The 25,521-nt window shown below is 60.1% G+C and carries 26 protein-coding genes, 1 tRNA gene and 2 pseudogenes; 15 read left to right on the top strand and 14 right to left on the bottom strand.

Translation table 11 applies throughout. The annotated features are described in order from the left end of the window. Positions 1 to 13: 13 nt before the first annotated feature. Together PSEMO_RS01840 and PSEMO_RS01835 are read right to left on the bottom strand one after the other, a co-directional pair. Positions 14 to 1,255 (bottom strand): tyrosine-type recombinase/integrase, encoded by a 1,242-nt coding sequence (locus tag PSEMO_RS01840; RefSeq protein WP_075801461.1) that lies wholly within the window; start codon positions 1,253 to 1,255, stop codon positions 14 to 16. Positions 1,256 to 1,423: 168 nt separating this feature from the next. After that, positions 1,424 to 1,500: transfer RNA gene (locus PSEMO_RS01835), tRNA-Met, on the bottom strand. Positions 1,501 to 1,708: 208 nt separating this feature from the next. Here PSEMO_RS01835 and PSEMO_RS01830 point away from each other — a divergent pair. Beyond that, a complete protein-coding gene (locus tag PSEMO_RS01830; protein WP_075801460.1) occupies positions 1,709 to 3,049 on the top strand; it encodes a sensor domain-containing diguanylate cyclase in 1,341 nt (446 codons plus the stop codon). On the opposite strand, the gene PSEMO_RS01825 is transcribed toward PSEMO_RS01830, so the two are convergent. The 3 genes from PSEMO_RS01825 to PSEMO_RS01815 form a co-directional block, all read right to left on the bottom strand. Next, positions 3,043 to 3,507, bottom strand: coding sequence for a hypothetical protein (locus PSEMO_RS01825; protein WP_075801459.1), 465 nt, complete (start codon positions 3,505 to 3,507; stop codon positions 3,043 to 3,045). The genes PSEMO_RS01830 and PSEMO_RS01825 overlap by 7 nt on opposite strands. Positions 3,508 to 3,645: 138 nt before the next feature. Then, on the bottom strand, positions 3,646 to 4,845 hold the full coding sequence (locus PSEMO_RS01820) for a hypothetical protein (RefSeq protein ID WP_075801458.1): 1,200 nt from the start codon (positions 4,843 to 4,845) through the stop codon (positions 3,646 to 3,648). A 132-nt stretch (positions 4,846 to 4,977) separates the two neighbouring features. Continuing rightward, entirely contained in the window at positions 4,978 to 6,189 is a 1,212-nt protein-coding gene (locus tag PSEMO_RS01815) for a delta-60 repeat domain-containing protein (protein WP_075801457.1), read from the bottom strand. 177 nt (positions 6,190 to 6,366) lie between these two features. Between PSEMO_RS01815 and PSEMO_RS33395 the strand changes: the two genes are divergently transcribed. Further along, entirely contained in the window at positions 6,367 to 6,510 is a 144-nt protein-coding gene (locus PSEMO_RS33395) for a hypothetical protein (RefSeq protein WP_170394987.1), read from the top strand. Positions 6,511 to 6,612: 102 nt separating this feature from the next. Further along, positions 6,613 to 7,770, top strand: coding sequence for an MFS transporter (locus tag PSEMO_RS01810; RefSeq protein WP_075801456.1), 1,158 nt, complete (start codon positions 6,613 to 6,615; stop codon positions 7,768 to 7,770). Between the two features lie 88 nt (positions 7,771 to 7,858). Here PSEMO_RS01810 and PSEMO_RS32645 read toward each other — a convergent pair whose 3' ends face one another. The 3 genes from PSEMO_RS32645 to PSEMO_RS01795 all read right to left on the bottom strand — a co-directional run bounded on the left by PSEMO_RS32645 (position 7,859) and on the right by PSEMO_RS01795 (position 9,516). Next, a complete protein-coding gene (locus PSEMO_RS32645) occupies positions 7,859 to 8,425 on the bottom strand; it encodes a hypothetical protein (RefSeq protein WP_144443519.1) in 567 nt (188 codons plus the stop codon). 271 nt (positions 8,426 to 8,696) lie between these two features. Continuing rightward, positions 8,697 to 8,882 carry a hypothetical protein gene (locus PSEMO_RS01800; protein ID WP_075801454.1) on the bottom strand — a complete coding sequence of 62 codons (186 nt, stop codon included), beginning with the start codon at positions 8,880 to 8,882 and terminating at the stop codon, positions 8,697 to 8,699. A gap of 322 nt (positions 8,883 to 9,204) precedes the next feature. Beyond that, positions 9,205 to 9,516, bottom strand: coding sequence for an ArsR/SmtB family transcription factor (locus PSEMO_RS01795; RefSeq protein ID WP_372239089.1), 312 nt, complete (start codon positions 9,514 to 9,516; stop codon positions 9,205 to 9,207). Between the two features lie 73 nt (positions 9,517 to 9,589). Between PSEMO_RS01795 and PSEMO_RS01790 the strand changes: the two genes are divergently transcribed. From PSEMO_RS01790 to PSEMO_RS01770, 5 genes are all read left to right on the top strand, one after another. Continuing rightward, a complete protein-coding gene (locus PSEMO_RS01790) occupies positions 9,590 to 10,681 on the top strand; it encodes an NADH:flavin oxidoreductase/NADH oxidase (RefSeq protein ID WP_075801452.1) in 1,092 nt (363 codons plus the stop codon). 152 nt (positions 10,682 to 10,833) lie between these two features. Beyond that, positions 10,834 to 12,036, top strand: a complete 1,203-nt coding sequence (locus PSEMO_RS01785; protein WP_075801451.1) for an MFS transporter — start codon at positions 10,834 to 10,836, stop codon at positions 12,034 to 12,036. Positions 12,037 to 12,116: 80 nt separating this feature from the next. Next, positions 12,117 to 13,031 (top strand): LysR family transcriptional regulator, encoded by a 915-nt coding sequence (locus PSEMO_RS01780; protein WP_075801450.1) that lies wholly within the window; start codon positions 12,117 to 12,119, stop codon positions 13,029 to 13,031. A gap of 695 nt (positions 13,032 to 13,726) precedes the next feature. After that, complete coding sequence (locus tag PSEMO_RS01775; protein WP_075801449.1) at positions 13,727 to 15,070, top strand: SPFH domain-containing protein; 1,344 nt, start codon at positions 13,727 to 13,729, stop codon at positions 15,068 to 15,070. 106 nt (positions 15,071 to 15,176) lie between these two features. Next, positions 15,177 to 15,809 (top strand): glutathione S-transferase family protein, encoded by a 633-nt coding sequence (locus PSEMO_RS01770; RefSeq protein ID WP_075801448.1) that lies wholly within the window; start codon positions 15,177 to 15,179, stop codon positions 15,807 to 15,809. Between the two features lie 188 nt (positions 15,810 to 15,997). On the opposite strand, the gene PSEMO_RS01765 is transcribed toward PSEMO_RS01770, so the two are convergent. After that, complete coding sequence (locus PSEMO_RS01765; RefSeq protein WP_175442611.1) at positions 15,998 to 16,675, bottom strand: hypothetical protein; 678 nt, start codon at positions 16,673 to 16,675, stop codon at positions 15,998 to 16,000. 205 nt (positions 16,676 to 16,880) lie between these two features. Between PSEMO_RS01765 and PSEMO_RS01760 the strand changes: the two genes are divergently transcribed. From PSEMO_RS01760 to PSEMO_RS01750, 3 genes are all read left to right on the top strand, one after another. Then, complete coding sequence (locus tag PSEMO_RS01760) at positions 16,881 to 18,242, top strand: hypothetical protein (RefSeq protein ID WP_009686132.1); 1,362 nt, start codon at positions 16,881 to 16,883, stop codon at positions 18,240 to 18,242. A 57-nt stretch (positions 18,243 to 18,299) separates the two neighbouring features. After that, the gene (locus PSEMO_RS01755; RefSeq protein ID WP_009686133.1) at positions 18,300 to 18,530 is read left to right on the top strand and encodes a helix-turn-helix transcriptional regulator; all 231 of its coding nucleotides are present in this window, start codon (positions 18,300 to 18,302) and stop codon (positions 18,528 to 18,530) included. Between the two features lie 586 nt (positions 18,531 to 19,116). Then, the gene (locus PSEMO_RS01750) at positions 19,117 to 19,842 is read left to right on the top strand and encodes an inovirus Gp2 family protein (RefSeq protein ID WP_009686134.1); all 726 of its coding nucleotides are present in this window, start codon (positions 19,117 to 19,119) and stop codon (positions 19,840 to 19,842) included. Between the two features lie 3 nt (positions 19,843 to 19,845). On the opposite strand, the gene PSEMO_RS01745 is transcribed toward PSEMO_RS01750, so the two are convergent. After that, entirely contained in the window at positions 19,846 to 19,956 is a 111-nt protein-coding gene (locus PSEMO_RS01745; RefSeq protein WP_225850683.1) for a DUF4113 domain-containing protein, read from the bottom strand. A gap of 157 nt (positions 19,957 to 20,113) precedes the next feature. Between PSEMO_RS01745 and PSEMO_RS01740 the strand changes: the two are divergent. Then, positions 20,114 to 20,470: pseudogene (locus PSEMO_RS01740) on the top strand (type IIL restriction-modification enzyme MmeI); the annotation flags it as partial. A gap of 194 nt (positions 20,471 to 20,664) precedes the next feature. Here PSEMO_RS01740 and istB read toward each other — a convergent pair. The 4 genes and pseudogenes from istB to PSEMO_RS01720 form a co-directional block, all read right to left on the bottom strand. Continuing rightward, positions 20,665 to 21,468 carry an IS21-like element ISPst3 family helper ATPase IstB gene (gene istB, locus PSEMO_RS01735; RefSeq protein ID WP_009686136.1) on the bottom strand — a complete coding sequence of 268 codons (804 nt, stop codon included), beginning with the start codon at positions 21,466 to 21,468 and terminating at the stop codon, positions 20,665 to 20,667. Beyond that, a pseudogene (locus PSEMO_RS01730) lies at positions 21,461 to 21,727 on the bottom strand (IS21 family transposase); the annotation flags it as partial. The pseudogene PSEMO_RS01730 and the gene istB, both read right to left, overlap by 8 nt. 130 nt (positions 21,728 to 21,857) lie before the next feature. Then, positions 21,858 to 23,234, bottom strand: coding sequence for a heavy metal sensor histidine kinase (locus PSEMO_RS01725; protein ID WP_012018612.1), 1,377 nt, complete (start codon positions 23,232 to 23,234; stop codon positions 21,858 to 21,860). A gap of 2 nt (positions 23,235 to 23,236) precedes the next feature. After that, a complete protein-coding gene (locus tag PSEMO_RS01720; RefSeq protein ID WP_075801446.1) occupies positions 23,237 to 23,914 on the bottom strand; it encodes a heavy metal response regulator transcription factor in 678 nt (225 codons plus the stop codon). A gap of 207 nt (positions 23,915 to 24,121) precedes the next feature. Between PSEMO_RS01720 and PSEMO_RS01715 the strand changes: the two genes are divergently transcribed. From PSEMO_RS01715 to PSEMO_RS01705, 3 genes are all read left to right on the top strand, one after another. Next, positions 24,122 to 24,481 carry a co-regulatory protein PtrA N-terminal domain-containing protein gene (locus PSEMO_RS01715; protein WP_009686140.1) on the top strand — a complete coding sequence of 120 codons (360 nt, stop codon included), beginning with the start codon at positions 24,122 to 24,124 and terminating at the stop codon, positions 24,479 to 24,481. Between the two features lie 166 nt (positions 24,482 to 24,647). Further along, positions 24,648 to 25,190, top strand: coding sequence for a cupredoxin domain-containing protein (locus PSEMO_RS01710; RefSeq protein WP_009686141.1), 543 nt, complete (start codon positions 24,648 to 24,650; stop codon positions 25,188 to 25,190). 79 nt (positions 25,191 to 25,269) lie between these two features. Beyond that, a complete protein-coding gene (locus PSEMO_RS01705; protein ID WP_009686142.1) occupies positions 25,270 to 25,518 on the top strand; it encodes a DUF2933 domain-containing protein in 249 nt (82 codons plus the stop codon). Positions 25,519 to 25,521 lie beyond the last annotated feature (3 nt).

The following is a 25,521-nucleotide window of genomic DNA, read 5'->3' as shown; positions in this document are numbered from 1 at the left end:
GAGGTAAGCATTTTCATACAGCTTTACCGAAATGACCTTGTACAACATTTCCACTTTCCAGGCCGTCAAGGTAGTCGGCGTACCACTGCATCATGGTTGTTCGTTGGGGGAGGTACTGCGCTTTGTTGTAGATCCCGCGTACACCAGGTGCCTTGTGACTCAACTGGGCCTCAACGTGGTCGGCATCGAACTCATGCTCATTCAGCACAGTGCTGGCGATGTGTCTGAATCCATGACCGGTTTGCCGCCCCTCGTAGCCGAGGCGACGCAAGGCCATGAGAAACACCGTGTCGCTTCGGGGTTTCGTACGGTCGCTCCTGCCGGGAAACAGCAGTGAATATGCGCCGGTCAATGTGCGGAGTTCCTGTAGCAGTTCTATCGACTGGCGGCTCAATGGCACCAGGTGTTCCAATCCCTTCTTGCGCCCTTTGCGTTCAACCGGGATCGTCCAAGTCTTTTTATCAAAATCAAACTCCTCCCACTTTGCCTCGCGCAACTCACTGGGGCGTACAGCCACCAAGGTCAGCAACTGAAGGCCGAGTTGCACATCTTTGGCGTGTGGGTAAGAGCGGATTGCCCGGAGCAGGCCTGGGAGCTCATCAAGACTGACATGGGCATAGTTCTCGGCCTTTCCCGAGGTCAGGAATTTGTGCACTCCATCGAGCGGGTTGTTCACTGCTCGGCCCGTAACGCGAGCCAGGTCATACACATCCTTGCAGTAGGCACGGACACGGCTCATCTGTTCCAGGATGCCTTGACGCTCCATTCCCCGTAACAGGTCCATCCACTCCATCGAAAGAATGCTTGTATACAGGCGCTTGCCGAACGCTGGGAACACATGGCGCTCCAGTGCTCCTAGCACCCGTTTGGCGGTGCCGGTGTCCCATGACTTGAGGCGGGAGGAGTGCCATTCACGGGCAAGGGCTTCAAAGGTACTGTTATTCGTCTCCAGATCGGCTGCCAGCCGGGCTTGCTTTGTGGCTATTGGGTTCTTCCCCTCGGCAGCATCGCTGCGCAGCTCTGTTGCCTTTTGTCGCGCCTGTGCACCACTTACCTCGGGATAGCCTCCAAGCCCCAGCCAGCTCCATTTGCCTGCTGGCGTTTTGTAGCGCAACTGCCAGGACTTCTGACCGTCAGGCTTGACGCGGAAGTACAGACCGTTGCCGTCCAACTCCCGGTATTCCTTGGTGTCAGGCTCGAGGCTTGCCAGCGTGGTATCAGAGAAAGGTCGGCGTTTGATTTCCGTGCGCTTCATCGGCTTGTATCCCTTCGGTTTGATTTTTTCCAAAGGATACACAGGGGGATACACGGCGGGAAGGTATAGGGGGAGACAAGAAGATATAGTCAGAAACAAGAAAGCCCGCACTAGGCGGGCTTCTTGGGGTTGTTTATAGACTGCTGTAGACGTCTGTAAACAGGTACTTGGTGGCTACACAGGGACTTGAACCCCGGACCCCAGCATTATGAATGCTATGCTCTAACCAACTGAGCTATGTAGCCAAGTGGCGCGCATTATTCGCTCGAAACGGATATCTGTCAACAATCTTTTTCAAAAAATTTTACGCGCTTTCAACCGCTTAGCCGGATTCACGCTTTTGCAGCCTTGAACAAGGCAGTTCAGCCAGGCCACGCCGGATTTGCCCGCAAGGGTACCTATCCAGTAACGTGGCGCTTTGCAATCGCCTGGTCGTTCGCCAAAGTCGCTCCCATGCCCAACGCCTCCGAACCCGAGCCGCTCCCCGAGGGACAGGAAGTCCTTCGCCTGCGGGAAATCATCGCGCACAACTCCGACTGGCTCTGGGAAGTCGACAGCCAGGGCCGCTACACCTTCTGTTCCGAGCACAGCCGGCAGATGCTCGGTTTCGCGCCTGACGAAGTGCTGGGCAAGACTCCCTTCGATTTCATGCCGGCCGAGGAAGCGGCGCGGGTCGGGGCGATCTTCGCCGGGATCGTCGCCGAGCAGCGGCCTTTCGCCGGGCTGATCAACCGCAACCTGCGCTCCGATGGCCGCCTGGTCGTGCTGGAGACCAGCGGCGTGCCGATCTTCGACGGGCAGGGCACCTTCTGCGGCTATCGCGGCATCGACCGCGACGTGACCCCGGCCATCGGCCCGCTGGACCGCCGTGAAGTGCAGCTCGAAGCGCTGTACGCCGCCGCCTCGGTGGCGCTGGGCCTGGTGGATCGCCAGGGTGTGCTGGTCAACGTCAACCATGCCCTCGGCCAGTTGCTTGGTGGCGATGCCACCCAGTTGGTCGGACGCCCATTGGCGCTGCCCGGCCTCGACCTGGCCCGCTGCCTTGCCGAGCTGGAACAGGAGCAGGCCGTGGCCGACCGCGAGCTGGACTGGTGCGAGCGAACCTACCTGCTGCGCATCGGCGCGGTGCGGGATCTTGACCACGAAATCCTCGGCATGACCCTGGCCTTCAGCGATATCACCGAGCAGCGCCTGATGCGTGAAGCCCTGGCGCAGAGCAATGCGCAACTGGCCGAGGCCAATGCGCGCTTGCAGGCCCTGGCCAGTGAAGACTTCCTGACCGGCCTGCCCAACCGCCGCCGTTTCGACGAAGCGCTATTGCAGGAAAAGGCCCGCGCCCGCCGTGAAGGCCGGCCGTTGTCGCTGCTGATGGTGGATGTGGATCACTTCAAGGTGTTCAACGATCACTACGGCCACCAGGCGGGTGACGAGTGCCTGCGGCGTATCGCCATGCTGCTCGCCCAGTCCCTGCAACGGCCCGGAGACCAGGTCTGTCGCTATGGCGGCGAGGAGTTCGCGGTGATCCTCCCGGACACCGATGTCCACGGTGCCCGCAGCGTCGCCCGCGATCTCTGCCGGCAGGTCTTCGACGCCCATCTGCCGCATGTGGCGAGCCCGCTGCAGCGGGTGACCCTGAGCATCGGCAGTGCCAGCCACGACCCCGACCGCTCCGACGACAGCATCGCCCTCGGCGCCTTGCTGCGCGTCGCCGACCTGGCCCTGTACCGGGCCAAGCAGGGCGGACGCAACCGGCTGGTGCAGGGCGGGCAGGAAGAGCCCGCGGCCTCTTACTGAGTCATCGCGGCGGGGCAGTCCGTGCTGGCGCGTACCAGCAACTCGCTGGCCAATGGCGAGCGGGAAATGCTCAGGAAGGCATCCACCCCCAGTTGCACCCAGGCGGCCGTCGTCGGCCGCACCCACAGCAGGCACGAGCCGCTACGGGCGCTGAAGCGGTCGCCCAGGGTGCCTTCGAGCATCAGGCGGCCGTCGGCTTCCAGCTCCAGCGCCAGGCGGGTCACATCGCTGGCGACCTCGGCAGCGATGCGCTGGATACCGGCGTCACCGAAGGTCTCGTCCAATGCGCCATTCTTCAGATGGCGAGCCAGCACGAAGGCCCCGGCGTCGCGGTCGATGCCGGCCATGAGGATCTTGCCGTCCGGCAGCAGCACCGACTGCTCCCAGTGCGTGGTGGACGGCAGCGGCAGGAAATCGGCGGAAGCGAACGCGGCTTGGTTGTTGTATTGGGTTGCCATGGTCGGGCCTGCGGAACGAGGGATACGGAGACTGTTTTTTAAGCCTTGGCGGTGATGGCCGTCTACTGGCAAAAATATCAGGTGTTGCCGGTTATCCATCGCTGCAAGCGCAGATGGATAACCGGCGACTGCATCCCGTCAGCCCAGGTACCGGGCAAGGAACATCTGCTTGGTTGGCGATTCCCGGCCGCGCTGCCCGGACGCAAGGATCTTGCCGTCGTCCTGCAACTCCACGACCTCGCACATGTCCTGGCCGCCGAGGTTGCTGACGACCTGGCCGCGGATGCCGAAATTCATGTCCAGATTGCCGTTGGCTTCCATGCGCATCAGGATCACGTCGCTTTGATCGTAGGTGAGGCCAGCCACCAGGAGTTTGTCGTCAGGCAGCAGGGCGGCGCAGGTCGCAAGGGTTTCGTGCCCCTGGAAGACCATGATCTTCGGCTCGCCGTTGTTGAAGGTGCTGTCCAGGCTGCCATCGGCATTCAGGCGGGCGACCAGGGTGTGTGCGCCCAGGCCAACGCTTGCGCCGCCGACGCCGATGATCTTGCCGTCTGCACGAACCTTCACCTGGAAGATTTCCGCCTGGCCAGGCGGGAGGGGCAGGGCGGCTTCGCCGTTTTGTCCGAAGGCGAGGTCGGGGTTGCCGTCGGCGTGGTATTGACGAACCACCGCCTTGCTGAAGTCCGCCGAATGGCCAGCCAGCAGGTAGCCGCCGTTGGCGGTCACGGCCAGTTGACGCAGCGGATGGCTGCTGGCCTCGACGTAGCCCAGGCCATTGTCCCCGAACTCGGGGTCCAGGATCCCGTTATCCAGCAGGGCGAGGTAGGTGCCATAGAAGTACGGGTCGTTGCGTTCCGACACCACGCAGGCGATGACCTTGCCGTTATCCAGTGGCTCCAGCGCGGTGATGAGGTTGCTGCGGTCGCCCAGGCCGAAGATGTTGAACCCGTTCACGCCGAAACTCCGGTCCAGTTCCCCGTTGGGCAGCAACTTGCACACGAAGGTGTTGTGGGTGCCCAGCACGCCTAGCGCGCCGTAGACAAGCGCACTGTCATCAGGCAGCACGCGCAATTGCAGCAGCTCGAACATGTCCCATTCCTGCAGGCGGATCCGCACGACGCCCTCATCGCCGAACGACGTGTCAGGCGCCCCGTCCTGCAGGTAGCGCAGCACAGTGATGAGATCGGCTTCGAGGCCATTGCAGACGCTGAGGATCCTGCCGTCGCTGAGCCGCTTCGACTGGCCGTTGTCCGTGTCCAGCGGGAAGAACAGCTGGCCCTGGGTGCCGAAATGCAGATCGAGATCACCAGGTTTGCGGGTGTTGTGGGGGGCGTTCATAAGCGTTTCCTCGGTAGAGGTGGATTGAGATCCAGTTTCTACGCTCAGGCTTCGCTTTCATCTACTGACAGAAATATCAGGTCTGCCGGCCCTTGCCTTGTTGCAACCGGGCAAGGGCCGGCGTTACAGGACTCAACCGAGATAGCGGGCAAGGAACAAGTGGTTGAATGGCAAGTCGGTGATACGTCTACCGGATGCCAGGATCTTGCCATCGCCCTGGATCTCCATGCCCTCGCAGGTTTCCTGCCCACCCAGATCGCTTATGACCTGGCCGTTGATACCGAAGCTCATGTCCATCATGCCGTTGGGTTCCATGCGCATCAGGATCACGTCGATCGGGTCGGTGGTATAGCCTGCTGTCACGATCCTGCCGTCAGGCAGAAAGTCGACGCCGGTACTCCGGGTTTCGTGGCCCTGGAAGACCATGATCTTCGGCTCACCGCTATTGAAGGTGCTGTCCATACTGCCATCGGGATTCAATCGGGCGGTCAGTGTGTGATTGCCGAAGCCGACGTTGGCCATGCCGACCCCGACGATCTTGCCGTCCGCTTGCACTTTCACCTGATGGATTTCCGCCTGGCCCGGGGGAAGTGGCAAAAGCACCTGGCCGTTTTCACCAAAGCCGAGATCAGGGCTGCCATCGGCGTGATACTGGCGGAACTCGGCCTTGCTGAGGTCATTGGAGTGGCCGGCCAGCACGTAGCCGCCATCCGCGGACACTGCCAGGTGGCGCAATGGATGGTTGCTGGCCTCGACGTAGCCCATGCCGTTTTCGCCGAAGGTGGTGTCCACGACGCCGTTATCCAGTCGTACCAGGTAGCTGCCGTGAAATGCGGGGGCAGTGGTTCTGTGAGAGATCACGCACGCCATGATCTTGCCGTCGTCCAGCAATTCCAGCGCGGTGACGAGGTCGCTTTGGCCGCCAAAATCGAGGATGCAGAATCCGTCCATGCCAAATGCGCGGTCCAGTTCTCCGTTGGGTAATACCCGGAACACGAACGATAGGTGCTCACCCATGGTCCCTAATGCGCCATACACCAGGGCGCTATCGTCGGGCAGCACCAGGAGCTCGACCAGATTGGCCGTGTTCGGGGCCGGACCCTCCGGTAGCGGGATGTGGACAAGGCCCGATGGTCCGTATGAAACATCAAGGTCGCCGGTCCACAGATGGCGCGCCATGGTGATGATCGGGGTCACGGTGTCGGAGCAGGCGCTAAGAATCCTGCGGTCACCGAGGAGCTTCGATTTACCGCTGCGCATGGCCGGGGGAAAGGGGGCCCTGCCCGAAAATCCGAAATCGACATCGAGATCGCCTGGGTTTCTGGTGGCTTGGGGAGCGTTCATCAGCAGTTCTCGTAGAGATGGGTTGAGATCAATTTTCTACGCTCGCAAGCCAACCACATCTACTGGCATAAATATCAGGTCCCTCGGAAGTCGCCCGTGTGGTGTAGGGCGATTGACGGGTGTGTCAGCCATGGCCTAGAGTGCCGTCCCTCTTTTCCGTCCTTGCTATTGCCGAACATGAACGCCGTTGTCCGTCCTTTCACTGCCAGGCTGCCCCTTTTCCGGGCCCTTCGCCGTGCCTGGCCGCAGGACACCGTGCTCAAGCGCCGGCGCAGCGTGCTGTTCGCCTTCACCTTCTCGCCACACCGCCTGTTCGCCTGACCCCTGCGGGCCTTCGGGCTCGTCCGTGTTCTTTCGATTTCAGCGTCTGTGCGCCCGCGCGCAAGGCATCGAGCCTGCGCGTCGGCGGTGGTGGAGTGAGTTGTGAACAAGCGTTTTCTCGTCGGTGTGCTGTTCGTCGTTTCCGTGGTCGGTTTCAGCCTGGGCGCGACCTTGCCCCTGGTTTCCCTGCGCCTGCTGCAGGCCGGTGCCAGCAGTCTGCAGATCGGCATTCTCTCGGCCATGCCTGCGGCCGGGATGATGCTCTCGGCCTTTCTCGTCGACGCCTGCTGCCGGCACCTGACCCGCCGTACTATCTACCTGCTCAGCTTCAGCCTCTGTGCCCTCAGCGTCGGCCTGATCGAGTGGGCGTTCTCCTCGATCTACCTGCTGGCCGGCTTGCGCCTGGCCCTTGGGCTGGGCATGGGCGTGGCGATCATCCTTGGCGAATCCTGGGTCAACGAACTGAGCGAGGAGCACAACCGCGGCAAGATCATGGCCCTGTACGCCACCGCGTTCACCGGCTGCCAGATGCTCGGTCCGGCCATGCTGTCCCTGCTGGGTGCGCAGGGGCCGTGGTTGATCGTGATGGTCTCGGTGGGCTATGCGCTGGCGCTGGCCTGCATCCTCTGGACAGTGCCGAACGATCGTGTCGAGCACGGCGAGGATGGCGCAAAGAGCTTCTCCCTGGCCGGCTTCTTCCGGGTGGCGCCGGCGTTGTGCATGGGCGTGCTGTTCTTCTCGTTCTTCGACGCGGTGGTCCTATCCCTGCTGCCGGTCTACGCCACCCACCACGCCTACGCGGTGGGCGTGGCGGCGCTGATGGTCACGGTGATCCTTACCGGCGACATGCTCTTCCAGTTGCCCATCGGCTGGCTCGCCGACCGCTGCGAGCGGACCACGGTGCATCTGGTCTGTGGCGTGATGGCAATGCTGATCGGCCTGTCCCTGCCGTGGCTGATCCAGGTGCAATGGCTGCTCTGGCCGGCGCTGGTGCTACTCGGCGCGGTGGCCGGCGGGGTATATACCTTGGCGCTGGTGCTGATCGGGCAGCAATTCAAGGGGCAGGACCTGGTCACGGCCAATGCCAGTGTCGGCCTGTTGTGGGGCGTGGGCAGCCTGGTAGGGCCGCTGGTCAGTGGCGCGGCGATGGACGTGGCGCCGGAAGGGTTGCCGATGGCGCTGGCGGTGATGGCCGCGTTGTTCGTGTGTTTTGCGCAGTCGGCGAGCCGGAGGGTTTGGCGGGTTTCGGCGGTGGAGTGAGCCGCTGGACGGCGGGATCAGCGGCTTGGTGAGCGGTTTTGTTTGAGGCAGTTGGTTTGGGGGAGATCAACTGCTGACGAACAACGAGTCAAGGCTTGGATGACGAGGCGACCGAGGAGCCGGGGCCAGAACTTGCGCTGACGGCGGTGACAGTTGCCGAAGCCGAATGCGATGCAGCGCCGAGTATGGCGCTGGCAAAACCATCAGAGACATCCATTGCTGTCAGAGTGATACCCAGCGCTTCGGAGACTTCAGCTTTAATTTTCCGTTTTGCGTCATTCTCGTCCAATCCCTCCACAACTCCTTCTAAATTCCCCTCCATGAAACTCTTGCCAGGAAAATTATTGGGTTTAAATTTTACAGTGTAATTATATAATTTCATATCAATCTCCTTTATTCGAATATTTGAATCTCGTGGTCGTCTCAATTCACAGAGACTGATGTTCATATTGTGCATGGGAAGGAATTTGTCTACTGGCAGAAATGTCAGGTCTGCCTGCTCGGAGGGGGCACGGGAATGTTCAGGGAGCACCACCTTGATGGAGCTCAAACTGTCGTATCCAGCTACGAAAAGCTGGATATTTCCGTCTTTCTTGTAGGCAATTTCCCAAGCATACTTCCGCGCCTGATTGGCCGTTGCGCTCTTGGAAATCACTGCCTAGTCTTCGGCGGTCGTTGCGAACGTGACGATGGGCTTTGACAGGCCCTGCGGATCTAAGACGCTGGTTGTCCTTATGGCGGCTGTGCGTGCGGGCACCTTATTGGTGCGCCGGGTTCTTAGTCCCTGGTCTGTCAACCCGCGCACAGTTGCCACCCTGTCCTCTGCATCCGCGAAGGACTGTCCCTCGACGAGGCGTTGTACCTCGCTCGCCAGCATCTTTACAGAACCATCGATAACGCCTACGAGGCGGCGGAAGACGCGCAGCTCAATCCAGCTTTAAGCTGGATGAGAAGATTGGGCTGATCGACACTTCCTGGTCGTCATACATGGCCACGACCTTCGCAGCAGCCTCTTCGAAGCTGTCCGCTTCCACCTCCACTATGTTAGGAGGAGCGAAAGGTTTGCGGTCTTTCAGTAGTAGTGGTTCAACCGCGAACTTGAACGTTGTCATCTCGTTCTCCTTGCTCTGGAACACCGGCTGACCGGGTGAAGTTGGTGGTGCGGTCAGGTCTCCATGGTGAGCTCATGGTGAGGAATGTCTACTAGCAGAAATATCAGGTCGAGCGTCGGGTAGCGGAGCAGCGCTTGAGCAAGGGCATGACCTGGAGTGTTCTGGTGCTGGTGGGCGGGTGGGGATTCAGGCGGTTGGGTGGTTGATCTTGAGGGCCTCATCGCTGGCAAGCCAGCTCCCACAGGGTTTTGCAGCGCCGCAGACACTGTGGGAGCTGGCTTGCCAGCGATGAGGTCCGTTCAGCCAACACAAATCCCGACGCTCAGACGTGCTGCAGAATCGCCCCGATCAACCCCGGGAAACGCCCGTCCAGCGCCTCGATGCGCAGCGAGTTCATATGGGTCGTGCCCATCGCCCGCGTCTGTACCAGCCCCGCATCGCGCAGCACGCGGAAGTGATGGGACATGCTCGACTTCGGCCGCCCGCCGTCCAGGTCGCCGCAACTGGCTTCGGGGCAGTTGGCCAGGGTGCGGACGATTTCCATGCGCACAGGGTCGCTCAGCGCATAAAGCACGCGTTCGAGGACGAAGTCTTGAGGTTCGGGGTGTTTGTAGGCACGCATGGGCCGAATCATACCGGAGGCTTCACTAAATGCCAAAGTTCGAATACTATCGAACAATCGTATCTAGCCCTCCCTGGAGTTTTCCATGACCGCACTGTTCCAGCCGTTCACCCTCAAGGACGTCACCCTGCGCAACCGCATCGCCATTCCGCCGATGTGCCAGTACATGGCCGAGGACGGTGTCATCAACGATTGGCACCAGGTGCATTACGCCAGCATGGCCCGTGGCGGCGCTGGCCTGGTGGTGGTGGAAGCCACCGCGGTTGCCCCTGAAGGTCGTATCACCCCGGCCTGCGCCGGGATCTGGAGCGATGCCCACGCCCAGGCCTTCGTGCCGGTGGTCAAGGCGATCAAGGCCGCAGGTTCGGTACCGGGCATCCAGATCGCCCACGCCGGGCGCAAGGCCAGCGCCAACCGTCCGTGGGAAGGCGATGACCATATTGCCGAGTCCGACGCCCGTGGCTGGCAGACCATCGCCCCGTCCGCCATTCCCTTCGGCCACCACCTGCCGAAAACCCCGCGTGAAATGACCCTCGACGACATCGCCCGGGTCCGCCAGGACTTCGTCGATGCCGCCCGCCGTGCCCGCGACGCCGGCTTCGAGTGGATCGAGCTGCACTTCGCCCATGGCTACCTGGCCCAGAGCTTCTTCTCCGAGCACTCCAACCAGCGTACCGACGCCTACGGTGGCAGCTTCGACAACCGCAGCCGTTTCCTCCTGGAAACCCTGGCCGCCGTGCGTGAAGTCTGGCCTGAGCACCTGCCGCTGACCGCCCGTTTCGGCGTGATCGAATACGACGGCCGCGACGAGCAGACCCTCGCCGAATCCATCGAGCTGGCCCGCCGCTTCAAGGCCGGGGGCCTGGACCTGCTGAGCGTCAGCGTCGGCTTCACCATTGCCGAAACCAATATCCCGTGGGGCCCGGCCTTCCTCGGTGAAGTCTCGCGCCGCGTGCGTGACGAAGCCGGTATCCCGGTGACCTCGGCCTGGGGCTTCGGCACGCCGCAACTGGCGGAAGAAGCGGTCAGCTCGCGGCAGCTGGATATCGTTTCGGTGGGGCGTGCGCATCTGGCGGATCCGCACTGGGCGTATTTCGCGGCCAAGGAACTGGGTGTGGACAAAGCGTCGTGGACCTTGCCTGCGCCGTATGCGCACTGGCTGGAACGCTATCGCTGAGTTCGACTGCAACCGGAAACGGGCCGCCTTGCGCGGCCCGTTTCGCTTTTGCGCAATACGCATCGCTGTATTGCCTTGCGGATGGATTCCGTGACGGCGCTGGCTTCTCTAGTCTGGCGTCATCCGATTTACCCAGCCCATGAGGTTTCATCATGTCCCTTGGCAATTCCGCGACCGCGCAGCCTGCGGCGGCCCATGCCACTCCCGTACTCTCCAGTTCGCTGGTGATTTTCCTGGCGATCTGCTGCGGTGCAGTGGTTGCCAACCTTTATTACGCGCAACCCATCGTCGAGCTGATCGCGCCGTCCATCGGCCTGTCCAGCGCCAATGCCAGCCTGATCGTGTCGCTGACCCAGTTCGGCTATGCGATTGGCCTGCTGTTCCTCGTGCCCCTGGCCGACCTTCTGGAAAACCGCCGCCTGCTGGTGGGCTTCACCCTGGCGGCGGCGGTGTGCCTGGCGGCCGCAGCGCTGAGCAGCACGCCGTCGCTGTTCCTGGTCAGTTCGCTGTTGATCGGCCTGACCTCGGTGGCGGTGCAGATCCTTGTGCCGCTGGCCGCGCATATGGCGCCGGAAGCCTCTCGCGGACGGGTGGTGGGCAACATCATGAGTGGCCTGTTGCTGGGCATCCTGCTGTCGCGGCCGATCTCCAGCACCCTGGCCGAAGCCTTCGGCTGGCGCGGGGTGTTCTTCGGCGCGGCCGGGCTGATGGCGTTCATGGCCGTGGTCATGGGCCTGCTGCTGCCGCGCCGGGTGCCGGCGCACAAGGCCAGTTATGCACAACTGATCGGCTCGGTGTTCACCCTGGCCCGGCGCTATGCGGTGCTGCGCGAGCGTTCGCTGTACCAGGGTTTGCTGTTCGCCGCGTTCAGCAGTTTCTGGACCATCGCCCCGATCGAACTGGTGCGGCACTACGGTTTCAGCCAGACCGAGGTGGCGATCTTCGCCCTGGTCGGTGCGGTGGGCGCGGTTGCCGCGCCGATCGCCGGGCGCCTCGCCGATGCCGGACACGGTGTGCGCGGCACCCTGGCGGCCTTGCTGCTGGCGCCGTTGTCGCTGGTCGCCGGTGCGCTCTCGGGGGCAGGGTGGTTGTGGATGGTGGTCACGGCCGTGGCCCTGGACTTTGCCGTGCAACTGAACATGGTCCTTGGCCAGCGCGAGGTGTACGCCCTCGATCCGCACAGTCGGGCGCGGCTCAATGCGGTGTACATGACCAGCATCTTCGTCGGCGGCGCCCTCGGTTCGCTGATCGCCAGTCCGCTCTACGAGCATGTTGGCTGGCCAATGTTCGCCTGCATGGCGGCGCTGCCCCCACTGGCTGCGCTGATCCTGTTCATCCTCCGTCCGCGCGGCTGAGCGCGCTTATGCAAGCGCAGCGCGACGCTTTGCTGCACACTGCCCGGCCAGAGACCTCAGCCGAAGCCAGGAGCCGGGCCGTGGACAAATTGCAGGCGTTGGGCATGTTCGTCGAAACCGTGCGCTGCGGTGGCTACTCGGCCGCCGCACGCAAGCTCGGCGTGGCGACCTCTTCGGTAACCCGCCAGGTCGCCGCCCTCGAAGCCGAACTGGGCACCACGCTGCTCAACCGCACCACTCGCCACAGCAGCCCGACGGTGGTCGGCCAGGACTACTACGACAAGGCCGTGGCCATTCTCGAAGCGTTGGCCGAGGCCGATGGTGCGGTGTTCGACCGTGGCAGCGAAGCACGCGGGCGGTTGCGGGTGAATGTGCCGGTGGAGTTTGGCCGGCGGGTGATCGCACCGCATCTCGGGCGCCTGCTGGCGCGGCATCCGGAACTGGATATCAGCCTGACCCTCAGCGACCAGATGACCGACCTGCTGACCGAGCGGGTCGATCTCTGCGTGCGCCTGGGTTCGACGCTGAACAGCGAGGACGTGATCAGCAAGCCCATCGGTCGCTTCGAGCGCTGGCTGCTGGCGAGCCCCGGGTATCTGCAGCGGGCCAGTATCCCGCGGCATCCGCTGGACCTGCTGGAGCACCAGTGCCTGGTGTTCGACTACGGGCCGGCGGTGCATAACTGGGTGTTCCGCGAAGGAGGCGACAGTATTCCGATCAATGTGCAGGGGCGCTTGCGCAGCAATAACGCCGATGTGCTGCGCGAGGCGGCGATTGCCGATGGCGGGTTGGCGCTGCTGGCGGACTGGCTGGTGGCCGAGGATGTGCGGCAGGGCAGGTTGCTGCGGGTGCTGGAAGGGTTCGAGGCGAGTCCGGGGAGTGCCAGTTGTGCGATCAATGCGCTGTATCTGCCGAGTCATCGGGATTCGAGCCGGATTCGGGCGTTTGTGGGGTTTCTGGAAGAAGTCCTGGCAACTGGTGCGCCGTCGATCTGAGAAGAAAGCCTACGGCTGAATGCGGACCCTGTGGGAGCTGGCTTGCCAGCGATAGCTGTAGTGAATTCACTATTGCAATCGCTGGCAAGCCAGCTCCCACAGGGTCTGAGTTCGGCATTTTGATTGTCAGTGATTCGAGTCTTGAATGTGGAACGCACTGCGTACCAAATCCCAAATTTTCGTGTGGGTCCTGCTCGTGCGGGATGGTGTTGGGACCATTTAGCAGTCCCTCGCGGCATGGGTGTCTACACATCTCGCGTCGACGCGCAGATCTTCGGGCGACGCGGTTCAGGTAGGAGCGTGGCTCGCCCGCGAAGGGTCGCAGAGCGGCCCCAAAACCATCCCGCACGAGCTAGGTGGGGAAAGCCCTTCTGGATTCAGCGCCTGCTTGGCCTCAGTGCCCAGATATTCGGCGTGGCAGGTTTTGGGGCCGCTTTGCGACCCTTCGCGGGCAAGCCACGCTCCTACAAATCCAGCGCAAGCCCAGCATCTGAGGCAGAATGAGAGATGTTTAGATGCTTATGTCCTCGCGGTGACTTGAATTCGCGACGCACTGCGTCGCGAAACTGAGCTGCAGGCGTCAGAGAAATAAAACGAGGCAAGTCAGACACTTCCCACAGCCAAAAAGGAATCCCCTCATTGCCGGGGAAATGCCCCCCACAGAGCATGCACGTCCCTCATTCAAGGAGACGTCCATGTCCAATCTCTCACTGCCAAACGTCGATCTACCCCGCGTCAGCCGCAAGACCGTCGCCCTGGTCGCCATTCCCCTGATCGCCATCGGTGCCTGCGCCGCGCTGTTCAACCAGGTGTTCTTCTACAACGAAGCCGGCCAGATGGCTCATGTGCGCACGATCTTCGGCGAGGAGAAAGTGGTCGAGGACGTCGGCTACGCCACCCAGTGGTTCGGGCGCACCACCGTATGGAAACGCACCATCGGCGTTCAATCGGCGTTGCAGGGCGATACCCATGCCAGCGGCAACCCGACCGTGACGGTCGGCACCCTGCCGATCGTGTTCCTCGGTAACGTCGACGCCAAGGCCGAGTTCAGCACCCAGTTCCGCATGCCGACCGGCGAAGCCTTCCTGACCATCGCCCATGAGTACCGCACCCCGGAAAACTTCCTTCAGCGCGCCTTGCTCCCGGCGGTCAAGGAAACCCTGCAGGCCACCGCCTCGCTGATGAGCGCCGATGACTACTACGCCGGCGACCGCAACCAGTTCGGCGCCGAGTTCGAGAACCAGCTCCGTGACGGGCTGTACCTGACCAAGCGCAAGGAGGTACGCGTCCAGCGTGAGCATCAGCCTGCGCAGACGGCGATCCTCCAGGCCGGCACCGAGCAGGGGCAATACGGCGACAGCATTTCCACACGCTTCGTCATCGAGAAGCTGCGTGACGAGCACGGCGTGGAAATCCGCAAGCAACAGCAGTTCCGCCTGTTTGGCGTGGACGTGGTCGATGCCCGGGTCACCCATATCGACCCCAACCCGCAGTACCAGGAGCGCATGGTTCGCGTGCAGCAGGCCCTGGCCGAACTGGCCGTGGCCCGGCAGAACCGCCTGAAGGAAGAGGAGGAGAAGCAACTGGTCTCCGCCCGTGGTGCCAAGGATGTCGAAGCCAAGCGCCAGGAAAGCCTGCGCCAGCAGATCGAGCGCACCACCCAGGCCGAGACCGAGAAACAGCTCACCCTGATCAATGCCGAACGTGAGCAGCGCCGCGCCGAGATCGAGAAGAAGACCGCCGAACTGCTGCGGGACAAGGCCCGGGTCACCGGTGAGGCGACCAAGATCACTGCCGACGCCGAAGCCTATGCGCGGGAGGCGGCGATCAAGGCGGACGGTGCGTTGCAGGCGAAGCTCGATGCGCTGGTGCAGATCAATCGGGCCTGGGCAGCCGCCGCCGCCCAGGCACCGGTACCTTCGGTCATGATGGGGGCCACGGAGGGCGGTGCCGGACGCCAGGACGAGATGGGCAAGCTGATGAGCGTGCTGGCGACCAAGGCGGCGCGGGATCTGGCGGTGGACCTGCGAACCGAGTAAGTGCTGGCACTGGCAATTGACCCTTCCCGTGCAGAAATGCTTTGCTCCGTACGCGGTCAGTGCAGGAACTGACCGCCTCGGTCTTACAGGGCAAGGAAGGAGCGTCATGTCAGAGTTCAAGTTGCATTGTTTTGCCGAGTCCGGGAACGCCTACAAGGCTGCGCTGATGCTCGAGCTGAGTGGTCTGGACTGGGAGCCGGTGTTCGTCGATTTCTTTCATGGGCAGACGCGCCAGGCCGATTGGCGCGGCGAGGTCAACGAGCAGGGCGAGGTGCCAGTGCTGGAACATGCCGGGCAGACGCTGACCCAATCAGCCCTGATCCTCGAGTACCTGGCCGGGCACAGCGGTCAGTTCGGACCGCGCAACGAAGAGGAGCGCCGCGAGATCTGGCGCTGGATGCTCTTCGACAACCACAAGTTCACCTCCTACTACGCCACCCTGCGTTTCATGTACGGGCTGAAGCACAGCGGCGAGACGCCGGTTACCACCTTCCTGCGCGAGCGCGCGAAAGCGGCCTACGAGATCGTCGATGGGCACCTGGCCACACGCCCGTTCATGCTCGGTGAACGCCTGACCATCGCCGACTTCTCCCTGGCTGGCTACGTCTTCATGCCGGAAGACACCGGCATGGACCTCGCCGCGTACCGTCATATCGAGGCGTGGAAAGACCGGATCCGCGACCTGCCGGGCTGGAAATCACCCTACGCGCTGATGCCAGGCCGGGAACTGCAGGCCTGAAAACGAAAAGCCCCCTGGAGCCAAGGCTCACAGGGGGCTTTTTGTTTCAGCGCGGAATCAGACGTTATCCACTAAGTCAGGCCTGAGGCGGCCACCAGTCCTGAGGGAGTTTCAATTTCTGAAAATTATGTACCCGGTTTTGTACCCGGTTTTGTGCTTCGTGCCTGCTTCAGTGCGAGGTGAGATGATTAGCGCTCGTCATGCCCTCGGTCAGTTGTCACTGCGTCTCTGAAGGCAATGTAGGCTAGCTTGTCCTTTAGGTCTTTCATTTTGGACTCCACAAGCTTCGACACATCCTCATCGCTTGCGGTGGGTGGCGTTTCGTCAGGCCACATTAGCTCCCATTGAACTAAAAGCCTCAGATACCGCTCGGCGTATTTCAACGCCTCGTCCCGTTGAGCGGTCATGGTCGCAACTGTCTGGGCTGCGTTCTTTTGCTCGCGCGCGACTGATTCCTTGAGCAGCTTTTTGTAATCCCTCTCGGCCTCGGCGGCCAGTCCTTCTCTTTCTATAAGCGCAGTGATTACTGCGGTCTCGTCAGTGTCATGTCGCTTTGCGATTGAGCTCAGCTTGGTAAGGGTTTGTTTGCTGAGGCTGAATGTCCGAGGTTTTCGACCATTGCTGTCAGAGCGGTAGCGACGCTGCCGTATAGCTCCCTGTAGTCTTATGATCAGGTCCAGCCTGTCCTCTTGGATCTGCCTGATAGCAGCAACGACGTTCTCGTAGGTCGCAAACCGGGTAAACGCATCGCCCTTGAGCCTCCTCATGTACTCGGCATCGAGCCGGTGCCTGAGGTAATCGGCTGCCCATTCCCACTCACCATCCTGCTTGCGCAGCCACTTCAGTGGTTTCTCATTTTCTGACATCTCATCCTCCAGGCGGGCCATTTGGGCTATGAGTCAAAGCCAATCCTTCGGGAAAGATTTATACCGTTACTGTTTCGTTACGCAACCGTTATCAGCTTTGATACTGATATGTGAGTAAAACGTTACGTGTTGTTATATGAGCCGTTACTGTAACTAAGATATCGTGTATATAGGGTATATTTACGAGTTAAAAATTGGAGGTTCTATGCTTACCAGGCTTCTTGATGCGAAGCTAAGGCCGGGTGATCCAGATGCTAAATTTCTGCTCATTGCATTCTGGAAGCACTATGGCTCCGTGACGCCTAAGCCTCGTTCGCAGAAGCAATTGGCTGAAGACCTGCGGCTTCCGGTGCAAGCCGTTTCAAAAGCGGTTGCCCAACTGGTTGATGTGGGGGTACTGCGAGTCGTTACTCAGCCCGAAGGGAAGGGGCGGCCAAGGTGTACCTACGAGATGAGCAAAGCTATCCAGTCGGCTCTGCGGGATGTCGAGGAAAGGACGCTGAACCACCCCGGTTTGGTCAAGCATGTCTTGGGTGGCGAGCGCATCAGGGCCATCTGGTCTGGCTGGAAGGACGATGCGCCGACTGCGAAGGAGCTCAACACACGCTCGCGAGACGAGAAGCGAGTTGCTCCAGTGCGGCAGGGGAAGCTCAGCTTGGCGAATCGTTTGCTGCTCATGATATTGCTAAGCCATGCAGATCCGTTTGGGGTTGCCAGGGGGCTGAGTAGCAAGGAGCTCTGCTTGCTGACGGGAATGGATGCGGCCTCTCTCAAGCAGCGCTTGCGCAGGCTTACGGAGCTGGGATTCATTCGTAGACACATACCTGGGTTGGCGAGTCCGATTTTCGCTGAGAAGCTCAGGAGCGTTTATTGGCTTAATCTGAACCACCTTCAGCTTTCACCTGCTGACGACGTTGTTTCCGTCGTGGTGCATAAGAAGGCCGCCGATCAAGACATCGACTACAAGTTTTTGGCTGGCGTCAGACTTGATCGCAACTCCTTCCTAAGGCGAGGGGAATATTTGGCACCTCGCAGCGTGGTTCGTCTCTTCAGGCGAGCGCCAGATCATGCGTTTGATCAGCTTGAGCTTTTTATTTGTGACTGCGTATTGGGCTTTCTGTCGCGCCACTGGGTTCAGGCTGATTCCGCCGGATGGGGAAAGGTGCGCGGTGTGGACTCGACGGTGAAGGAGCAAGTGGCAGCATTCTTTCGCCTGCCGATGCTTGATCCCAAGGACAAAGCGATTCTGGACCACGAGGAGATTTTCGACTTCCTCCACCACCAAGTCCTTGAGCTGGCCAGAGAGGTGGTCCAACGTTTTTCGCAGGTATCCAGCATTGATCTGGCCAGGGTTAGCTACATCTTGGTCCCGGCGCATGTGTCGACTGGCCACCGTTGCATCGCTCTGTTGACTGAAAGAGCCTCGGACGAAGGTCTGGCCAAGCATTGGATGGTCACCAAGGGGTGCGATGATCCTGTGGTGAAAAGCGTGTTGAGGGAGGTGGATATTCCGCTGGAGCTGCGCGAAAAGTCAGGGTTGCTCACGCCGGCACGAGCTGCTGGGTAACAGGCAGTTTTTTTATACGGCCCTCGCAAATCCTCTGAGCCACAGAGGAGCCTGCTCATGCGAATCATCCGTCTGAAAGAAGTCATCGACTCGACCGGCCTGTCTCGGTCGACCCTGTACAAGTACATCTCGGAAGGCACCTTCCCGAAACCGGTATCGCTGGGCGACCGCTGCGTCGGCTGGGTCGATAGCGAGGTGCACGATTGGATCCTGGCTCGGATCGAGGAGCGTGACCAAGCCGAGGGTACTGCAGTACGTCCCACCGGCCACCTGAGCATGGCTAGCTAGAACTGACCACCTGTGCCATGACCAGTCGGAGCTGGTCATGGCGCTTATGCCGGCTGCCTGATTCTGGCTGCTCGGCGATCTTCAGAAAGCCGGAGCAATGTTGCTCCCCATCGATCCGGCAGACTCTGGCTAGGCATCGGTCTCCATGGGCTTTTGGTCTGGTTTATGTCCGGAATACGTCTTCAGCAAAAAATGCCGTTGCGGCTTGGTGCGCAGTGTGGATTTTTCCGAGCCAGCCGGAGCTGTCAGTTGCGGTGTGGGTAGTATGCTTTTACTAGCTATTCCTACCCGAAGGGTTCTTGCCTCATTAACCGTGCAGTAGCAAGCTTCACCGACCAGATCCCATGTACCTGGAGGGGCTTAATCATCTGGCACTGAAGCACTATCTGAAGGGGCAATTATCCGGGGGATCTACCAACCACCAAGCAACACGATCAGTTCACCACGGGAGACCAGCTACCCATTCATCGCGGATGAGCTTCGTCACCGAGCATCCAGTCGAGGGTGATCAGGCAGGGAAATGTATCCAGTAAATTAAAACTCCGCAGGCATGGCTTATGAAACTCAACCATGAGAGGTCATAACCATGCTCAACGATACCGACACCGCCCAACGCTACCCACTCCGTCATCCAGCCAATACCAATCTGCATCTGCACTACGACGACACCTTTGAGGGCTTCCGCTTGATGCGTGACAAGGGGCCTTTCATTCGTGAGCACCTGTCCGATCTCAAGCGCACCATAGACCTGGCATTAGCTGAGTATCCGAGGGTCTTAGCCTTCAGAGTTGACCTCCACTTGCCTCAAGGCGTCCTGCTACCTGACTACGCCTATACGAACCAGGTCATCAGCCGATTCTTCGAATCGTTTACGAAGAAGATCCAGTACCACCAGGAACGAGTGGCTGATCGTGGCTATTCGCGTGGCTGCAAAGTACGGTACGTCTGGTCGAGAGAAATAGGTCAGGCAGGCCGGCAGCATTATCACCTGCTGATCCTGTTGAACCGCGATGCCTATTACACCCTGGGGCTGCTGCGCTCAGAGAGGGTCAACATGATCAGCCGGATAGAAGAGTCATGGGCCAGTGCACTGCGGTTGTCGAAGCATGAGGTCGACGGGCTGGTACATATCCCCGACAATCCAACGTATCGGATAGATCGGCATCCCCGTATGCGGAAGGTTGCATGGTCAGAACACAAGGTTCTTGTTGATGAGCTACCGGATCTGTTCCACCGGGCCAGCTACCTGTGTAAGAAAGCGACCAAGTCCTACGGGGATCGTCAGCGAGGATTCGGCACTAGCCGAGGGTAGTGGCTAGTTCGCCTTTGCGACCATTAACTCAGACCAGCGAGTGGTGTAGGCGGGGGATAGCAGTTTTCTTCGCATAGCCCACTCGACTGGCTTGGCGATGCGTCCTGGCTGCAGCGTTCCACGTCCTCAGCAGTTTTTGATAGCTTCCATGGGGCACAGGATCATTTTCACATGCCAATGCTCGTTCCTTTATCATCCATGCACTTTGCATGGATGGTGGGCCTAAAGGCCCCCTGTGCCGCCTTGGCAGCAGTGATCGGAACAGCCCTATATGAACGCCGTAGAAATCGAACAAGCCATCACCGACCTGGCCAGCCAGCCGTTTGACCGGGTCGAGTTCCCTTATGCCTTCCTGCAGGCTTTCGGTAACAAGGAAACCACCCTCAAGCGCCTGCGTTCGGGTGCAACCAATAAGTCCGATCTGGGCGGCATACTGCAGACCAGCAATATCCATTTGGCTGTGTGTGAGCCAGGCAAGGTCACCGAAACCCTGGCGGCACTGAAGGCCAGCCCCGCGACGGCCCGTGCCAAGGCTAAATATGTGCTCGCTACCGATGGCGAGACGCTGGAAGCTGAGGAGCTGGAAAGCGGCGAGACGGTCGCCTGCGACTACCCGCAGTTTCCTGACTGTTGGCGCTGATGGAAAATTGACCCACCCTGCCGATTGAAATTTGACCCAGGGCGGATTGCTGATTTTGTTACCAGCAACTGTGGATAAGTCTACCAGCGCAGCTGCTGTTGCCCCCACTCCCTCGCTGTCCCAGTTCAGCTGTTGAAGACCTGCCACATGCAGCCATGCAGCAGGCCGTCGTCACCATGAAATCAGAACGGCTCATCGTCCTCCGGTTCCTGGCCGCCCTTACGCTTTCGCTCCCGTGATTTGATCTTGGCCTGGGCCGCCAAGCTACTGTGTTGCAGGCGATAGGACTCGTTACCGGTTTCGACGATGTGGCAGTGGTGGGTCAGCCGATCCAGCAGGGCGGTGGTCATCTTGGCGTCGCCGAACACGCTCGACCATTCGGCGAAGCTCAGGTTGGTGGTGATCACCACGCTGGTGTGTTCGTACAGCTTGGACAGCAGGTGAAACAGCAACGCACCGCCAGCCTGGCTGAACGGCAGATAACCCAGTTCGTCGAGGATGACCAGATCCATGCGCAGCAGTGCCTGGGCGATCCGCCCGGCTTTGCCGTCGTGTTTTTCGCGCTCCAGCAGATTGACCAGATCGACCGTGGAGTAGAAGCGCACGCGCTTGCCATGCCGGGTGATGCCGGACACGGCCAGTGCGGTGGCCAGGTGGGTTTTACCGGTGCCTGGGCCGCCGATCAGCACCACGTTCTGCGCGGTGTCGGTAAAGCTCAGATTGGCCAGCTCGCTGATCAAGCGAGCGTCGGCGCTGGAGGCGCTGAAGTCGAAGCCGGCCAGATCGCGGTGCATCGGCAGCTTGGCCATGTTCATCTGGTGGCTCACCGAGCGCATGGCGCGATCTGTGTGCTCTTGTTTCAGCAGGTGTTCGAGCAGCCACTTGGACGAGGCTGTGTTCGACTCACCCTGTGCAGTTAACTCCGCCCAGGCCGTGGCCATGCCGTGCAGGCGCAGCTCCTTGAGTTCCGCCATCAAATCACGCATGACCGACCCCCTCGGCCTGGCCACGCAGGCGGTCGTAGCGCGCCGTGTTAGCGACGGGGGCTTCCTCGAGCGACAAGTGGGTTTCGACGCTGGGTGGTGGTTCGGATGCTGTCAGCCGTGCCACGACATTGAGGATGTGTTCGGCGCTCAGGCTGCCGCTCTCCAGTACCAGCTCAACGGCTACCAGCACGGCATCGAGTCCGGCGACCGGTACGGCAGCCAGGACTTGCGCCATGATCCGGTCACCGCCGGCATGACGCTTTGTCAGCTCACCGCTCGTTACCTATCTGGATGGCGAATGCAATCTGCGCTCAGTCGAGTTGCACCTGCACCCACCCTGTCAAGTTGGGCTAGCGGTTAGCTGTAGCCTACTTACCGCCAGACCGGCATTATCTGGGATGGGGCAATTCGATGTGAAAGCCCGTGAGGCTAGCCGCTGAGGTGCACCAGATGCGGCCTTTGTGAGCCTCAATGATGGATCGGGTGATTGCAAGCCCGAGCCCGGCGTTGCTCGGGCTGCCCTCCCGCCGAGCGGGGTCAACCCGGTAAAAACGGTCGAAGAGCTTCTCTAGATGCTCTGAGCTGATTGTGTCCCCTGGGTTCTCGATACTGAAGGTAGTGGAGTCCTCTGTCTCGCGGATCAGAACCGAAATTGTCTGTCCCGCCGGCGTGTAGCGCAGCGCATTGGACAGCAAGTTGGATAGCGCGCGATCAAGCATCAGCCGATCTCCCAGCACTTGGCCTTTGCCTGTGAGCGATAGCTCAATGCCGCGCTCTTCGGCCAGAAGGTGGTAGTAGTCAAACAGCTTGAAGACTACGTCAGCCAGTTCGATCCTGGCCTGCTCGGGGATGATCAGGCCATTATCAGCCTTGGCCAAGAACAGCATGTCATCAATCATCCGAGACATGCGCTTCAAGTCCTCCAGGTTGGAGTACAGATTCTCCTCATAGGCATTGATATCGCGTTTTTTACTCAGCACGACCTCGGTGTGGGTCATCAGATTGCTGACTGGAGTTCGTAGCTCGTGGGCAATGTCGGCCGAAAAATTGGAGAGCCTAACGAAGGCATCCTCTAGCCGAGCCAACATCGCATTGAAGGAGAGAACCAGTTGCTGAAGTTCCCGCGGCACTGGTTCGAGAGGGATTCGCTCCTGTAACGAGCGAGCGGACATCCCGGAGGCCACATGAGTGACTTGCCGCAGAGGCCTAAGGCCGCTGCGAGCAACCACCCAGCCGAGTGCGGCACTGAACAGGGCGCTGATGACCAATCCAATCCAAAACCATCGTTGCAGCGTGTCGAAAAAGTGTGTGTGATTGGTGACGTCAAGAATCAGCAACGCAGTGAGCGGCTCAGCCTGATCGGCTACCGAGATTTGCTCCGTCATGCCACGGTACATGTGTTGGCCGTTCTGCCACTCCCACATGCTCTGCTCATTTGCACGTCTGAAACGCTCAGGTACTTCGACTGCTCTGGGGTCGGAAAACAGTACAGAACCGTCACTGGCCAGGATAGTGGCGGCCAGATCCTGATGGGCTCCCAGCAAAGCTCGCAACTGCGGTAATTCTTCCGAAAGGCTCGCTTCACCGCGAGCATTGTTGAGGATATGTTTGGCGGATTCGAGTTTCTCCACCAGGGCCTGCCGATCCAGCATCTTGAAGTGGTGCTGGCTGAGCATATTGAAACTCAGCCCTGCTACCGTCAGGACTGCAATTACCGCGGACATGAACATCAGGCTCATGCGTGCGGTCAGCGAAAGGTGCTTCATATTCACTCCGGAGCATCCATCATGTATCCTATGCCGCGGGCGGTATGAATCAGCTTGAGATCGAAATCGTCATCGATTTTTGCGCGTAGCCGGCGTACCGCAACCTCAATGACATTGGTGTCGCTGTCGAAATTCATGTCCCAAACCTGAGAGGCAATCAGCGACTTCGGGAGCACCTCGCCGCGCCGGCGCAGTAGCAGTTCCAGCAGTGAAAACTCCTTCGCGGTCAGGTCAATTCGTTTACCGCCGCGGATGGCGCGACGCTTCATCAGATCGACTTCCAAATCGGCAATTTTCATCGTTGTTTGCGTGGGTGAGCCATTGCCTCTACGCAGCAGCGTTCTGACCCTGGCCAGAAGTTCTGAGAAAGCAAATGGCTTGATCAGGTAGTCGTCCGCGCCCAGCTCCAACCCTTTAACGCGGTCCTCCACACCATCGCGTGCCGTCAAGAACAATACGGGGACGTCTTTTCCTGCGGCGCGCACCATGCGCAGCACTTCCCACCCGTCCAGCCCAGGCATCATCACATCCAGGATCAGGAGGTCATAGGACTCACTCAGAGCGTGCTGTAGAGCATCTGTACCGGTCATAACCCGGTCGACATTGAAGCCCGCTTCACTGAGGCCTTGCTGCAGGTATGCACCGGTTTTGGGTTCATCTTCAGCTACCAGTAGTTTCATGCGAGCAGACTCCAAATATCGGGTGGCCTGAGTTTGCAGGCAAACCGCGGCCCCAACCAGAAGCTTACGAAAATGTAATTCTGGCTTCAGCTCGCTGACAGGGTGGCTTGTCTAAGGTGCAAGCATGAGCACTAGGTTGTGCTCTCGGCCCTCGACAGACCAAAAGCAGAGGTGCCGGCCATAGTTTGCACTGATGGAGACTGTCCCATGAAATCGCTGAAACCTTTGCTTCTGGTTGGCTCGCTACTGCTCTCTTCTATGGCTTGGGCCGAGGGGGGCAGCGACCGTGTATTCGAGCGCATCCAGCAGATGCGCGACAAAGCAGAAGTCGTGCTGAACCAGGCGGAGAAGGCCCCGGTCGGCGAGCGGCATGTGCACATGAAGGCGCATATGAACATGCTCGAAGACATCATGAGCCAGCTGCACAACGAGCATCCCGCGCCGAACATGTCTGCCGAAGAGCATCTGGCCTGGATGGAAAAGCATGACAAGTTGGTAGACGACGTGCTGGGTCAAATGATTCGAGAGCACAAGTTGATGATGGCCGATAAGGAATGCCATCAGTAAAGATTTCCCCCATCTTCCAGGCCTTTCGTGATTGCTCCTTTGGCCTAGCGGCGCCTCTATGGCGCCGTGCTTTTTCCCAGCTGACGCAGTTGTAGATTTGGGGGCAGCGGCCTGGCAGCAAGCGAGTAATAGCATGAGATTTCCAGCATCCCAGCGAGGTCTAACCATGAAACGCCTACCCCTCAAATCCCTTTCTTTGATCACCACCGTGGGTTTGCTATTCAGCGCAGCCAACGCGATGGCCAGCCCGGGCCACAACAAAGACAGCATCGGCCAGTCGGGAGATAGTCAGGCAGTAGATCGCACCATCGAGGTACGGATGGGGGACATCTTCTTTGAACCCAAGGCAATGGAAATCAAGGCGGGCGAGACGGTTCGCTTCGTACTGCTGAACGAGGGAGCCCTGCTGCACGAGTTCAACCTTGGCAAAGCGGCATCCCATGCTGCGCATCAGAAAGAGATGGCTGCGATGTTTCAGAACGGCACGCTGTCCCCGACTGCAGCGCATGACATGAGCAAAATGGACCACGCCATGGGCGGCATGAAGATGGTCGGCATGGAGCACGACGATCCCAACAGCGTTCTGGTCGAGCCAGGTGCACGCGAAGAGCTGATCTGGACCTTCTCCGACGCTACTGATCTGGAGTTCGCCTGCAATGTTCCTGGACATTATCAGTCGGGAATGGTCGGTAAGGTGACCGTACGCTGAACTCCATTGATACGCGTCAACTCTGCCTGGCCAGAGCAACCTATGCTGATTCTATGGTCATTGAACCGAGGCTATTGTCATGGATCACACGCACCACACTGGCACTACGGAACCACCTTTTTGGAAGAGCAAGATTGGCATCGCACTGATCATGCTGGCCGTAATCGGCATCTTCTATGTCGCGCGCGAGCATTACGGTCATCTTTCGCAGGCTTTGCCATACCTCATCCTGCTGCTATGCCCGCTGATGCATCTGTTTGGCCACAATCATGGCGGGCACTCCCACTCCAGCGGAGCCGCAGTTTCCAAGGACGAGGATAGGAAGTAACTC

It is taken from the genome of Pseudomonas putida (assembly GCF_001941965.1).
GTDB classification, from domain to species: domain Bacteria; phylum Pseudomonadota; class Gammaproteobacteria; order Pseudomonadales; family Pseudomonadaceae; genus Aquipseudomonas; species Aquipseudomonas putida_L.
Note: the sequence above shows the minus strand (reverse complement) of the source record. Positions and strands in the feature narration are given on the sequence as shown.